This is a genomic window from Thalassospira profundimaris, assembly GCF_003326795.1.
GTDB lineage: Bacteria > Pseudomonadota > Alphaproteobacteria > Rhodospirillales > Thalassospiraceae > Thalassospira > Thalassospira profundimaris_C.
On sequence record NZ_JPWI01000018.1, the window covers coordinates 1 to 13,252 of the forward strand.

The 13,252-nt window shown below is 55.0% G+C and carries 11 protein-coding genes; 6 read left to right on the forward strand and 5 right to left on the reverse strand.

All coding sequences use genetic code 11. From position 1 onward, the window contains the following. From TH30_RS20345 to TH30_RS20355, 4 genes are all read left to right on the forward strand, one after another. Positions 1-872: GlxA family transcriptional regulator (locus TH30_RS20345; protein ID WP_147252097.1), on the forward strand; the 872-nt coding region annotated here is incomplete at its 5' end. Positions 873-1,177: 305 nt separating this feature from the next. Continuing rightward, the gene (locus TH30_RS20350) at positions 1,178-2,524 is read left to right on the forward strand and encodes an ammonium transporter (RefSeq protein WP_114099920.1); all 1,347 of its coding nucleotides are present in this window, start codon (positions 1,178-1,180) and stop codon (positions 2,522-2,524) included. Between the two features lie 36 nt (positions 2,525-2,560). After that, positions 2,561-2,725, forward strand: coding sequence for a hypothetical protein (locus tag TH30_RS22195; protein WP_181850417.1), 165 nt, complete (start codon positions 2,561-2,563; stop codon positions 2,723-2,725). A gap of 245 nt (positions 2,726-2,970) precedes the next feature. After that, positions 2,971-5,352, forward strand: a complete 2,382-nt coding sequence (locus tag TH30_RS20355) for a trimethylamine N-oxide demethylase (protein WP_114099921.1) — start codon at positions 2,971-2,973, stop codon at positions 5,350-5,352. Positions 5,353-5,763: 411 nt separating this feature from the next. Here the strand turns inward: TH30_RS20355 and TH30_RS20365 are convergent, their stop codons facing one another. The 5 genes from TH30_RS20365 to TH30_RS20385 all read right to left on the reverse strand — a co-directional run bounded on the left by TH30_RS20365 (position 5,764) and on the right by TH30_RS20385 (position 11,050). Continuing rightward, on the reverse strand, positions 5,764-7,128 hold the full coding sequence (locus TH30_RS20365; RefSeq protein WP_114099923.1) for an NAD(P)-binding domain-containing protein: 1,365 nt from the start codon (positions 7,126-7,128) through the stop codon (positions 5,764-5,766). 78 nt (positions 7,129-7,206) lie between these two features. Beyond that, positions 7,207-8,247: a heme-dependent oxidative N-demethylase family protein gene (locus TH30_RS20370; protein ID WP_114099924.1), complete on the reverse strand. Its 1,041-nt coding sequence runs from the start codon at positions 8,245-8,247 to the stop codon at positions 7,207-7,209. A 14-nt stretch (positions 8,248-8,261) separates the two neighbouring features. Next, complete coding sequence (locus tag TH30_RS20375; protein ID WP_114099925.1) at positions 8,262-9,227, reverse strand: PDR/VanB family oxidoreductase; 966 nt, start codon at positions 9,225-9,227, stop codon at positions 8,262-8,264. Beyond that, positions 9,224-9,835, reverse strand: a complete 612-nt coding sequence (locus tag TH30_RS20380) for a dimethylamine monooxygenase subunit DmmA family protein (RefSeq protein ID WP_114099926.1) — start codon at positions 9,833-9,835, stop codon at positions 9,224-9,226. Before TH30_RS20380 ends, TH30_RS20375 begins: the two co-directional genes overlap by 4 nt. 81 nt (positions 9,836-9,916) lie before the next feature. Then, positions 9,917-11,050 (reverse strand): aminomethyl transferase family protein, encoded by a 1,134-nt coding sequence (locus TH30_RS20385; RefSeq protein WP_114099927.1) that lies wholly within the window; start codon positions 11,048-11,050, stop codon positions 9,917-9,919. 463 nt (positions 11,051-11,513) lie between these two features. Here TH30_RS20385 and TH30_RS20390 point away from each other — a divergent pair, with 463 nt between their 5' ends. Together TH30_RS20390 and TH30_RS20395 are read left to right on the forward strand one after the other, a co-directional pair. After that, positions 11,514-12,155 (forward strand): helix-turn-helix domain-containing protein, encoded by a 642-nt coding sequence (locus tag TH30_RS20390; RefSeq protein WP_114099984.1) that lies wholly within the window; start codon positions 11,514-11,516, stop codon positions 12,153-12,155. Positions 12,156-12,357: 202 nt separating this feature from the next. After that, positions 12,358-13,170, forward strand: coding sequence for a class II glutamine amidotransferase (locus tag TH30_RS20395; RefSeq protein WP_309471234.1), 813 nt, complete (start codon positions 12,358-12,360; stop codon positions 13,168-13,170). Positions 13,171-13,252 lie beyond the last annotated feature (82 nt).

The following is a 13,252-nucleotide window of genomic DNA, read 5'->3' on the forward strand; positions in this document are numbered from 1 at the left end:
AACCCTTGCGCGCGGCAAATCTTCTGGCCGGACGACCAGTTTACAAGGTCCTGAACTATTCAGCTACAGGCGGGAATGTATTTTCATCATCGGGGACGATGGTGCCAACCACCCCGCTGTCACAGGCCCCGACCAGCCTGCATAGTCTGTTTGTCTGTGCGGGCGGCCATCCATCCCAGTGGCAGGCACCGGGCATGTTGCCGGGATTGCGCAGGCTTGCACGATGGGGCGTTCGGATGGGCGGTATTTCAAGCGGGGCCTATATCCTCGCCGCGGCCGGATTGCTGGGACAACGGCAATTCACCATCCACTGGGAACACGCCCCGGCTTTGATCGAAGCATTCCCCGACCTTGAACCGATGCGCGCACGCTTTGTCATTGATGGTGACCGGATCACGTGTGGCGGCGGGGTGGCACCGCTTGATATGATGCATGCGATGATTGCTGAACATCTGGGCTCGGATTTCGCCACCCGCGTGTCGGACTGGTATCTGCATACCCAGGTCGGTGTTTCCAGCGGGTCACAGCGCGCATCTCTTGCCGAACGCTATAACGTTCATCATGCCGGGTTGCTTCGGGTTCTCGAAAAAATGGAAACCACCATCGAAGATCCGAAATCCCGCGAAGAAATGGCACGCTTTGCCCGGCTTTCCACCCGCCAGCTTGACCGCCTGTTCGACCAGCATCTGGGAAAATCGTTCCTTGAAACCTATCGGCAGGTACGTCTTGACCATGCCAATCGGCTCCTGACCCAAAGTGCACTGACCATTTCCGAGATTGCCTTTGCCACCGGATTTTCCAATAGCAGCCACTTCTCGCGCAGCTACAAGGCAACCTACGGTGTCACACCAAGCGTCGCACGCGGCGACTAGGCAAAGCTTCCTCCACCTCCCCCGACAGGACAAAGCATCCAACCAAGGGGTGCATTCCACAAACAGGGATTTCGACAGAATCGGCACGATTCAACGAGTCTGCATATTTGATATGCATCGATTCTTATCGACTATTTTTTCATCAACACACTTATATCTAGACGTATAATACCATTAATTTATTGATTTTATTATGTTTTTTGCATCGCACAATAAAAAACACATTTGAACTTGTTCACTATGGGGAATTGATTTTTAATAAAAGGAATGTCCATCGGGGGGCATTTTGTGATGGAGAGACTAAAATGGAACAATCCGTACCGGAGTTGATGGCAAGGCTTGATAGCCTTGAGGCATCACTCAGCATGGCAACGACCATCAATTCCGAAGTTTTCTATTGGTGGTGTACAGCACTGATGCTGGCCATCCATGCAGGCTTCCTTGCTTATGAAATGGGTGCGTCGCGCGCAAAGAACGCGCTGGCATCGGGCATGAAAAACCTGATCGCATTCGCATTCCTTATTCCGGCCTTCTATTATATCGGCTGGTGGATTTATCTTGCGTTCCCAACCGGCTTTACCATCTCTGACGGATCAGAGGCAGGTCTGCCCTGGAGCGCGAATATGGGCCCGAACCTGACCGATAACGCATCGGGCATCTTCTATGCGGCCTTCACCCTGTTCGCAGCAACCACCGCCTCGATCATGTCGGGTTCGGTGATCGAACGTATCCGTATTTCCGGCTTTACCATTCTTGCCCTTTTCCTTGGCTCCGTTGTCTGGGTATTTGGTGCATCCTGGGGTTGGCATCCGGATGGCTGGCTCACCACCGAGTGGGGCCTGCACGATGTCGGCGCAGCTGGTGCCGTTCACACCATTGCCGGTTTCTTCACCCTTGGTGTTCTGATCAACCTTGGCCCGCGTATCGGTCGCTTCAATGCTGATGGCTCGGTCAACAATATCGACGGCCATAACATGCCGATGTCGCTGATCGGCCTGATGCTTATCGTTATGGGCTTCTTCGGCTTCCTTGGCGGCTGCATCATCTATACCGGCGACACGTGGATGACCATTTACAACACCCCGGCAACCTTGTCGGCATTCGCATTCAACACCCTGATGGGCGTTGCAGGCGGTATGATCGGTGCGTATCTCGTAACCCGCGATCCGTTCTGGATGATGTCTGGTGCCCTGATCGGCGTTATCTCGTCAGCTCCGGCACTTGATCTTTACTATCCGGGTCTTGCCTTCCTGATCAGCTTCGGCGGCGGTTGCATCATGCCGAAACTCAACGACATCCTCGTCGGCAAATTCAAGATCGATGATGCCGTTGGCGCAGTCGCTGTTCATGGCTTTGGCGGTGTATGGGGTCTGATCATGGCAGGCGTGTTCGCATCGGGTTATCAGAACGTTGCCGGTCCGGAGATCTCCTTTGTCGGCCAGCTTTCAAGTGCTGTCGTCTTCATGATCCTCGGTTTCGCACCGGGCTATGTCCTGTCCCTGATCCTCAAGGTTGTCGGCCTGCTTCGCGTTACCGACAAAGCTGAACTTGCAGGTCTCGACAAGGCAGAAGTCCCGGTCAGCGCATATCCGGAAAGCACTGTTCCGGCTGCATTCACCAACGACCCTGCTTCGCCGACCCCGGCTGAGTAATCTCGTTACCGGTTTTTCAAGACAAGGAAACTGAAAATGAACACAGCTCCAATTACCAGCTGGGAAGGTGCAGAGGCCTATTTCACCTTTGCCGACAAACCGGCCCTTCTTGTGCTGTTTACGCTGATTGGTATTGGCGTATGCGTCTGGACCATCGCGTCGATGGCCAGCCATGAGAACAAAGCTTACAAAGACATGTAATCTTTGGGACTGACGGGATGTATTGCCAGCCTGCCCTGAACCCAAACGGCAATCCATCCCTTCAAGAACACGGCGAAAGGCCAGCGTCAAAACTGGCCTTTCGGTCTTTCTTCTGATGATCCCACCGGACAGATCATCACCGCGCACAGACACTCGCATCTCCCGCCCGGTTGACCTGACAACCAACCGCACACAGCGACCAGATTGGCCTGTGCCCGCATAGATCATTCACCGCAGAGGCCACAATGATCGACCTTTCCCAGTCCCTTCCTGATCCTCATGCCGTGCGCGCCGCCCGCCCCAGCCGTATTATCAATGCTGGCCGAACCGCCATGGCACGCAACACCGAACGCCATGAAATTCCCGGTCGGGGCGCGGCCCTTATTGCGCTGCGCGAAGGCGATCAGCTGACCCTGACCAATAGCGAAGGCATGCAGACGGTCGAACTGATTGGTCTTGATCCGTCGGGTGGGTCGCTGCCATCGATCTTTGAACATCTGCCGCATGGCAAGCCCCGCGGCCTGATTGACCTTTTATCCGATCCCTATGACACAAGCCTTGTGCGCTTTGCCCAGACACTTAAACGTCGCGATGTCGCCCTTGAAAACTGTCTTGCGCTGCGCGTCTTTGGCAATGCCAGCCCGGCGGGCGACCGGATCGACCTGACGGTGCAATTTGATGGCTTTGTGATTATCGCCACCCCCGCACCGGTCATGCAGATTGACGCCCATAATACCGCAAGTCCGGTAAGCGTTGCGATCACACGCGCCCATCATCACGACACCTACAGCTTTGCCCTGCCCGATCCGCTGGCTGATCCGGTCCTTGATCTGCGCATCAATGCGGCAACCGCGCGCGCCTATGAAATCAAGGCTGGCGACTATATCCAGATTCTCGATATCGACGGGCGGCAATGCACCGATTTTCAGTGCTTTGATGCCCGCAAGCTGGATCGTGGCATTCAAAACCCGCTTGACGTCACCACCACCCGCACCCTGATGGGCCACGCCTATCCCATGCCCGGCCTTCATGCCAAATATTATGATCAGGATATGGACCCGCTGGTCGAGGTCATTCAGGACACCTGCGGGCGACATGACGCCTTTGCCATGGCCTGTGCCGCCAAATATTACGACGATATCGGCTATCCGGGGCATGTGAACTGCACGGATAACTTCAACGGGGCGCTTGCCGCACACGGGGTTGATCCGCGTGCTGGCTGGATGGCGATCAATTTCTTTTTCAATACCGGGATTGATGATCACGGCGTGATGTATGCCGATCAGCCATGGTCGCGTCCGGGCGATTATGTACTTTTGCGCGCCATGACCGATCTTGTTTGCGTGTCTTCGGCCTGCCCGGATGACACCACGGCGGCCAATGGCTGGAAACCGACCGATATTCACATCCGCGCCTATGACAGCGCGGAAAAGTTCACCCATGCCGTTGCCTGGCGACCGACTGCAGAGGCCGAAGCAAAAATGACCAAGGAAACTGCCTTTCACCCGCGTTTTGCCGAACTGACCCGCAACTTCGTCGAATATAAGGGCTTCTGGCTGGCGCATGAATATACAGGCTTTGGCATGATCGAAGAATATTATGCCTGCCGGGAAAAGGCCGTCGTGATCGACCTTTCGGCTTTGCGTAAATTCGAAATCACCGGCCCCGATAGCGAAACCCTGATGCAGCATTGTCTGACCCGCAATATCAAAAAGCTCGGCATCGGTCAGGTTGTCTATTCCGCCATGTGCTATCCCCATGGCGGGATGATGGATGACGGCACATTGCTGCGTCTGGGGCAGGACAATTTCCGCTGGATCTGCGGGGATGATTATAGTGGTGTCTGGCTGCGCGAACAGGCAACCAAACTGGGGCTTCAGGTCCTGATCCGGTCCTCGACCGATCAGATGCACAATATCGCCGTTCAGGGCCCCAAAAGCCGCGATATCCTGCGCGAGGTGATCTGGACACCACCCCACCAGCCCAAACTTGATGAAGTCGGCTGGTTCAAATTCACTATTGGCCGGATCGGTGATGCCAAGGGCGCACCGGTTGTCGTGTCGCGCACCGGCTATACCGGCGAACTGGGCTACGAAGTCTGGTGCCATCCCAAAGATGCCATCACGGTCTTTGATGCGATCTGGGAAGCAGGCGAACCCCATGGCCTGACCCCGATGGGGCTTGCGGCCCTTGATATGGTGCGCATCGAAGCAGGCCTGATCTTTGCCAATTACGAATTTTCCGATCAGACCGACCCGTTCGAAGCCGGGATCGGCTTTACGGTGCCGCTGAAATCCAAGGAAGACGACTTTATCGGCCGCGATGCCCTGATCCGGCGCAAGGAACATCCGTCCCACAAACTGGTCGGGATCGAGATTGATGGCAATGTCGCCGCCAGCCACGGCGATTGCATCCATATCGGGCGCGCCCAGATCGGGGTGATCACCAGCGCCATGCGATCCCCCATATTGGGCAAAAACATCGCCCTTGCCCGGATCGACATCGCCCATGCCGATATCGGCACCGAGGTCGAAATTGGCAAACTTGACGGTCACATGATGCGTCTTCCGGCCAAAATCACCGCCTTCCCGCATTACGACCCGGAAAAAACCAAGCCGCGCTCATAATGTGAGCAACCCTCACTTTTAGCGCAAACCATCCAAAGCACGCCCGACCTTCCCGTCAGGCGTGCTTTTTACTTCATGCTCCCCATCCATTTCCACGCAGCAAAAGGCATCTGGCCCGGTTGTGCTCCGGCCTTGCTCCGCCGCTGCTTCGGGCCTGCCCGGTCCAGCTCTGACCGTGTCCGATCCAGCTCCGACCCAAATCTGCCCCTACTCTGACACTGCTCCGCCCCTGCCCGATACTGCCCACTGCTCCGCCTCCACCCGATCCCACGCCGGGATGCCTCTGGCATCGTGCCCCCACAAAGGCAATCCTCATACAAAAAGAACCCCGCGACATGCGCGGGGGTGACTGCGAGTTTGCTCTGCCAAGAGAAGGCCGTGCGATTATGAGTTTCTATTTAATAATAAGCGTTATTCTGCAGCGCTGCTTTTTAATCCGGTCTGCAAATAGGCTTCCAGACTGTCATCAAGTTCATCGAGCCAGGGCGTATGATGGGCCGGTGACATATTGCCGGTCATAAGCGATCTGTATGACTTGTTGCGATAGCCCATAATGTCATGCGCCTTGTCATGCTCCCATTCTTCAAAGGTCTTGTTGACCCCTTCGATATCGAACATCGGATAGTCTGTCATTTCAATGAGATGGGCGGTGTAATCGCCCTGGAACCAGATCATGTCATGATCGTCTTTCAGACCCTCTTCACGGTCCCGCCAGGCCTGGCTATCGGCCTTCATTTCGTCCCTTGATGGCAGATCAAGACGGCCCATGATGACATCACGGGCATACCATGCCTGTGCATCAAACATGTTGAAGGTATAGAACTGATCCTGCATGCCCAGATACATCAACCTGGGGTTTTCTTCCCACACCACCCCGTTATAAAGACCCAATGGCCACAAACGGTTAGCGGTCTTCAGACGCAAATCATCGGTCAGGAACGGGAAGTGATGCTGATAGCCGGTACACAGGATGATCGCATCGACATCCCGCGATGATCCATCCTTGAACCAGGCTGTGTTGCCCTCGACCTTGGTCAGAAGCGGTACTTCCGCCCAGTTGTCGGGCCAGTCAAAGCCGATCGGATTGGTGCGGTGACTGACAGTGACCGATTTGCAGCCATATTTATAGCATTGCGATCCGATATCCTCGGCCGAATAGGATGTACCGATGATCAGGATATCCTTGTCTTTGAATTCAAGGGCATCGCGGAAATCATGGGCATGAAGCACGCGCCCGCCAAAGGTCTCAAAGCCCGGGAATTCCGGCACATTTGGTGTCGAGAAATGCCCGTTTGCCACGATCACATAGTCAAATTCCTCGGTCGAAACCACATCATTTTTCAGATCGTGCGCGGTCACCAAAAACGTTTGGCTTTCTTCATCAAACTCAACACTGCGAACCGGGGTTCTAAACCGCACCCACGGGCGCACATTGGCCTTTTCCACCCGGCCCTTGATATAGTCCCAGATCACTGCACGCGGCGGATAGGATGCAATCGGTTTGCCGAAATGTTCCTCGAAGGTGTAATCGGCGAATTCAAGGCATTCCTTGGGCCCGTTTGACCACAGATAGCGATACATCGATCCGTGGATCGGTTCGCCATATTCATCAAGACCGGTACGCCATGTGTAGTTCCACAAACCACCCCAGTCTTCCTGACGTTCAAAACAGACGATTTCGGGGATTTCGGCCCCTTTGGCTGCTGCTGACTGGAATGCACGCATTTGCGCCATGCCCGACGGGCCGGCTCCGATGATCGCAACACGAAGTGTCATTGCCTTTGATCCCCTGATAAACCATTTTCCTTGTCCTCCCTTCGGCTGTTTTTTGTGCCGTTTTTCGTGCCTTTAGGCTTAGTCGGGGAAAATCCCCGGCGATGTCAGCGCACCGTCGTCAAATTGCGAAAGCCACTCGACAAGCATCGGGTGATAGCGCGACAACCCCTTGTATTCGACCAGTTCCGGACGCAGATCACGCATCACACGATGCAGGCGACGGCCCCATTTCGGCTGGGTGACGACTTCGTTCATCGCCATCAGATAGGTACGGATCGGAAACAGGATCGCGTTCGAACGCGGCAACCGCCAGAAGGTCTGAAGTTCGACCCGAAGATGGACCTTTTCCCCGATATTTTCAGGCGTCACCGTGGTGCGATCCGGGCCCCATTTCGGGTAGTTTTCCGGGCTGGTATCGAGCCTGGGATTGACCGTCAGCGTCCAGTTCAGGCGCCGGGATGGTTGGCCTTGCGGCAGGGAAAGCAGGAATTTCAGGGCACGCTGAAACACGCCAAGTTCATGGGCCAGCGGCACAGGTGCATGCCATTCAAAAAAGTTCATGCCGATATCAAAATCAAGCGACCAGTCGGCCTGTGCGGTAATGATCCCGGCATCAAGCCACAGATTGCCATCGCGCTGATCCAGAATGGCGTGATCGCCCTGCACCTGACGACCGATATATTCCATCGGATGGCATGGCAGGGTAGAACTGTCACCAAAGATAAAGCTGTCATCAATCTGAAGCGGCTTGTTGATCCAGTGCCAGCGATCCCCGTCAATGGTCAGCTCGAACAGATCGGGATAGTCGCGCGCCTTGGACACCATCACCAGTTCGACAAAATCCCAACCGGCTGTTTCCATATGCGGCAAGGCCTGACAACGTCCGGGATCCTCGGCCAGAACCAATGCCCGATCCTTCATTTCCGCGACATAATGTTCGTCCACGTCAAAGGCATTTTCAAACGGACTTCCGGCCCGTGTGGCGTGATGCGGTTCCACATTGGTGGAATACATATAGACGTCTTCCGGGAACGGGAACGGAAAGCGCGGAATATTGCCCGGACTGTTGGCATAGGTGAAATCGTTGCGGAATGTCTCGTTTCTGAACTGGATGGTCATGTTGCCAATCCCCCTTACAGATCAAGCTCAAGGCGTTCACCGCGAAAACGCGAAACGCAGGGCATGATGAATTGCTTTGAGGCACGCTGTTCGTCGTCAAGCCAATGGTCGTTATGGGCAATATCGCCTTCACAACTGACGACCTTTGTTTCGCACTGACCGCACGCCCCGCCACGACACAGGCAATTGACCGGGGTCCCGGATGCCTCGATGGCTTCAAGCAGGCTTTGTTCCGGCCCGACCGTGATATCAATTCCGGCCTTTGCCAGATGGACCGAGAATGCCTGTCCGACAGGCGGGGAAAGGAAATGTTCGAAATGGATGTGGGCAGCAGGCCAGCCAAGACCGGTTGCGGTTTGCACCACGGCTTCAATCATGCCCCTGGGTCCGCAAACATAGACATGGGTGCCAAGCGGCTGATCAGATAAAAGGCCCACCAAATCGGGGCCACCGCCCGCATCATCGCAATAGCACGATACCTGATCGCCAAAGCGATCCTGCAGGCTGTCCATATAGGCCGCCTGCGAGGCGCTGCGTGCGGCGTAATGCAGTTCGAACGGCACCCCAAGCTCGGTCGCCTGCGTCATCTGGGCAATGAACGGCGTGATGCCGATACCACCGGCAATCATCAGATGTTTTTTGGCCCGCAGATCAAGCGCAAACAGGTTTACCGGGGGCGAGATTTTCATCTTCATCCCTGCTTCGACCTTTTCATGCATGAATTTTGAACCACCGCGCCCGTCATCATCCCGCCGGACCGAGATGGCATATTGCCCGCGTTCAAAGGGCGAGCTCATCAGCGAATAGGCATTTTTGCGTTTGGTCGGACCATCAAGCATTTCAACAACGATATGCGCCCCGCCCGAAAAGGCCGGAAGTTCGTCGCCGTCGACATGCTTGAATTCAAAGCGTTTGATGATCGAATTGACTTCGACAACCTTGCTGACCACGACCGGAATCAGATGATCGGATGCACTCATTTGAACACCTCCCTGATTTCGATGTCTTCGGTCGGGTCTTCGGCATTGATGCAAACGCCCTGAAAGGCAGCAAGGCGACGTGAATAATGATCGCGCACCAAAAGCAGCAGGTCACAGGACGGGCATTTGACCGGCTGGGTGGTGACTTTTTCGATCATGGTTTTGCAGTGAACGCATTGAACCCGCCGGGCCAGACTGCCGCGATGCTCACACTGGACCGCACTATGATCCAGACCGCATTCCTCGGCCGCAGCCACAGCCTTGCCAATCAGGGTTTCCGTCCCGGCAAGGTAAAGCTGACTGCCCATTCTGGCATCGGACAACCAGTCACCAAGCCTGGCAACGGCGTCATCAATGGTCGGAAAATGTTCGAACCGTTTTGCACCCAATGCATAAAGGGCGGTGATCAGGGCATTTTCACCGGGCGTTGGCACATAAAGAATATGTACCTTTTCCATGAAGTCCCTGGGGGCGGCTTCGGCCACACGAATAACGCATTCTGCGCCCGAAGCATCGGCGACGAAATAATGCGCAAGGCCCGGCGCGATGGCCAAAGTGCCATAGGTCGGACGTGAAAGAATGCTTTCTTCTATCAAACTCTCAGACATGGTAGCGGGGTCCCGTTCTGTCAGAAACCAAAGGATCTGCTTGGCGATCCGGGGGCCTCTGACGGCCCCCGGCGCGGCGCATCAACCCTTGGCAGTTCTTTTGGACTTGGTCGGATCATCGAACGGCATGGTATGGGCCATGCCACCCAACATGCCATCGGCACCAGCGATTTCCAGACGCACACCCTGTTCGGCACACTCAACGGCCAGTCGGGCAATTGCCATGGTCTGATCCTTAAGCGGGCTATACATCGCGCAGGTCACAACGCCGACTTTTTCGCCGTCCCTGAAGACAGCAGCCCCCTCGGCCGGGACTTCCTTGCCATCAAACAGGATGCCGAAAATCTTGAAGCGTTCCTTGCCCTTCAGACGGTAATGTTCCTCGGCCCCGCGGAAACCGGTCTTGCCGGGACTGACCGTGAAATCAAGGCCAAGCTCCCAAAGGGTGTCGCCCGGACCTTCGTTTTCGAACGGATACATCTGCGAGTTATCATAAGGGTAAAACAGCAGGTAGCTTTCAACACGCAGCATATCAAGCGTGGTAAAGCGGGTCGGAATGATGCCCATATCAGCACCCTCGGCAACGATACGGTCCCAGATCATTCCGGCATCCTGTCCACGACAGAAAATCTCGTAACCGCGTTCACCGGTATAGCCGGTGCGCGAAATCATTACCGGTGCACCAAACAGCTGGGTTTGCATGTGATGAAAATAGGGAAGATCGCGAATACCCGGCACATATTCAGCCAGATAATCCACCGCAAGCGGCCCCTGCAATGACAGGTCATGCAGATTGTCATCAAAGCGCACCGATACATCGCGTCCCATGGCCGCACGGGTCAGTTCTTCGTGGCCGGTGCCCGACCCATGAACCACCATCCATGAATTCGGCCCCATGCGGTAAATCACGCAATCATCGGTAAATTTGCCCTGATCATTGAGCATGCAGGCATAGACCGACTTGCCGGGATAGATTTTTTCGACATTGCGCGTGGTGGCGTAGTCAATGACATGCGATGCATGGGGACCGGTGATGTGAACCTTTTTCAGGCCCGAAACATCCATGATTCCGGCCTTGGTACGGATGGCGATATATTCCTCGTCCCAATCCTTGTCATAGGTCCATGCCGTTCCCATTCCGCTCCAGTCTTCAAGATTGGAACCGAGCGCCCGGTGACGGTCGGCAAGTGCGGAAAATCTCCAGCTTGCAGTCATTGTGATGGCCTCCTGATTTTGATCGCCCTTTCGCGCAATCAGCGCGCAATTATTGGCTTTTTATGTTCTCCATTCTGGCGGCAAGTTGTTCGCGAACGCAATAATTATTTTTCATCTAGTTAAATATTTATTCCTCAAGTGCTATTTTCTGCGGCATCGCAATAATTTATTTGCCCTGCGGGAAACCCGCGAAGTCGGAAAATGATTTTCCCTGTAGTTGATAAATCTTTCCTGGCAGTTTAAATGAATCAGCAAGGCATGATTGTCGTTCGACAGCACAATTCGTTGCGACGCAATGGCCAAAAGTAAAAGACAGCCGCAAAAGCGGTCCGACAGGAAACGATCAGGAAATGCGCCGGCCCGCCTGACTGCGGCCCCGGTGGCGAAGGAAGCCGCCACGATGGCAGATACGAATTCGAAGACGCCGAAACACAGCAATTCAAATAGCGAGCAAGGACACAGCATGGACTCCATGAACAAACCGGCCGCCCTCACCCAGGACCCGCATGCTCTTCGTGAGCCGAAGGAGAACAATCTGGAAATCGCGATCGGGCATGAAGTTCGCGCCTTGCGCAAGAAACTTGGCATCACCATCGCCGATCTGGCATCGGCAACCGGCATCTCGATGGGGATGCTGTCAAAGATTGAAAATGGTGTGACATCGCCGTCGCTGACATCGCTTCAGGCGCTGGCAAGTGCGCTGGGCGTGCCGCTGACCGATTTCTTCCGCCGCTATGAGGAACCGCGTAATGCGGTGTTTGTCAAATCGGGCGAAGGCATTGCCATTGAACGGCGCGGCACGCGCGCGGGCCATGAATATAACCTGCTTGGGCATATTGATAACAATACCAGCGGTGTTGTGGTCGAACCCTATTTGCTGACACTGACCGAGGAGTCGAGCAGCTTCCCCGCCTTCCAGCATGAAGGCATGGAATTCATCTATATGCTTGAGGGTGAAGTGCGTTATCGCCACGGGGATCAGCTTTATTACATGCAAGCCGGTGACAGCCTGTTTTTTGACGCAGATGCACGCCACGGACCGGAAGAACTTCTTTCATTTCCAATCCGTTACCTGTCGATCATCTGCTATCCTGCACGGGCGTAAACTTTCTTCACGGTGAAGAATATAATTCACCCTGATGAAATTTTTATTCTTAAGAGTTGATTCCGTAATCGCGAGCAGTTAGTCTCCATTCCAGCAACAGAATGGAGACTGTCCTGCCATGTGCGGCATTGTTGGTTTATTCCTTAAAGATAAAAGTCTGGAACCGCAGCTCGGCACTTTGCTGTCGGAAATGCTGGTGACCATGACCGATCGCGGCCCTGATAGTGCGGGGATCGCCATTTATGGTGCAGATCAGAACAATCTGGCCAAACTCACAATTCAGTCCCCGGACCCTGAAACCGACTTCGCCGGTCTGACCGATGAATTGCGCGCAGCCGGGATTTCAAATGCATCCATCCTGCCCAAAAGCACGCATGCGGTCATCACGGTTGCCGCCGACCAGATCGATGCCACCCGCAAGGCGCTTGGCGAATTGCGCCCGAATGTCCGGGTGATGGGCACGGGCAGTGTCATGGAAATCTATAAGGAAGTCGGCCTTCCCAAGGATGTGCTCGAACGGTTCAAGATTTCCGACATGTCGGGCACGCACGGCATTGGCCATACCCGTATGGCAACCGAAAGTGCGGTGACCACCCTTGGCGCGCATCCGTTTTCGACCGGACTGGACCAATGCCTTGTCCATAACGGGTCGCTTTCCAACCACAACAACCTGCGCCGTGAACTGTCCCATCAGGGCATTCACATGGAAACCGAAAACGATTCCGAGGTTGCTGCAGCCTATCTGACCGGTGAAATGGACAAGGGCAAGAACCTTGGCGAAGCACTGACCAGCGCGCTTGATGACCTTGACGGGTTTTTCACCTTTGTCGTTGGCACCAAGTCGGGCTTTGGCGTCGTGCGCGATCCGATTGCCTGCAAGCCCGCCGTGATGGCCGAAACCGATGCCTATGTCGCGTTCGGGTCGGAATATCGCGCGCTTGTGAACCTGCCTGGCATCGAGGATGCCCGGGTTTGGGAACCGGAACCGGCCACGGTTTATTTCTGGGAACACTGATTATCAAGAACCCTGTCGGGTGCAGCGACAGCGCGCCCCGACCCGACCGCCCGATTGGTGCGGTCGCTTAAGGAAGGAACAC

Excerpts from the sequence above, each read along its gene's own strand:
- TH30_RS20350 (WP_114099920.1), top strand. The coding sequence starts at position 1,178 with ATGGAACAATCCGTACCGGAGTTGATGGCAAGGCTTGATAGCCTTGAG.
- TH30_RS22195 (WP_181850417.1), top strand. The coding sequence starts at position 2,561 with ATGAACACAGCTCCAATTACCAGCTGGGAAGGTGCAGAGGCCTATTTC.
- TH30_RS20355 (WP_114099921.1), top strand. The coding sequence starts at position 2,971 with ATGATCGACCTTTCCCAGTCCCTTCCTGATCCTCATGCCGTGCGCGCC.
- TH30_RS20365 (WP_114099923.1), bottom strand. The coding sequence starts at position 7,128 with ATGACACTTCGTGTTGCGATCATCGGAGCCGGCCCGTCGGGCATGGCG.
- TH30_RS20370 (WP_114099924.1), bottom strand. The coding sequence starts at position 8,247 with ATGACCATCCAGTTCAGAAACGAGACATTCCGCAACGATTTCACCTAT.
- TH30_RS20375 (WP_114099925.1), bottom strand. The coding sequence starts at position 9,227 with ATGAGTGCATCCGATCATCTGATTCCGGTCGTGGTCAGCAAGGTTGTC.
- TH30_RS20380 (WP_114099926.1), bottom strand. The coding sequence starts at position 9,835 with ATGTCTGAGAGTTTGATAGAAGAAAGCATTCTTTCACGTCCGACCTAT.
- TH30_RS20385 (WP_114099927.1), bottom strand. The coding sequence starts at position 11,050 with ATGACTGCAAGCTGGAGATTTTCCGCACTTGCCGACCGTCACCGGGCG.
- TH30_RS20390 (WP_114099984.1), top strand. The coding sequence starts at position 11,514 with ATGGACTCCATGAACAAACCGGCCGCCCTCACCCAGGACCCGCATGCT.
- TH30_RS20395 (WP_309471234.1), top strand. The coding sequence starts at position 12,358 with ATGACCGATCGCGGCCCTGATAGTGCGGGGATCGCCATTTATGGTGCA.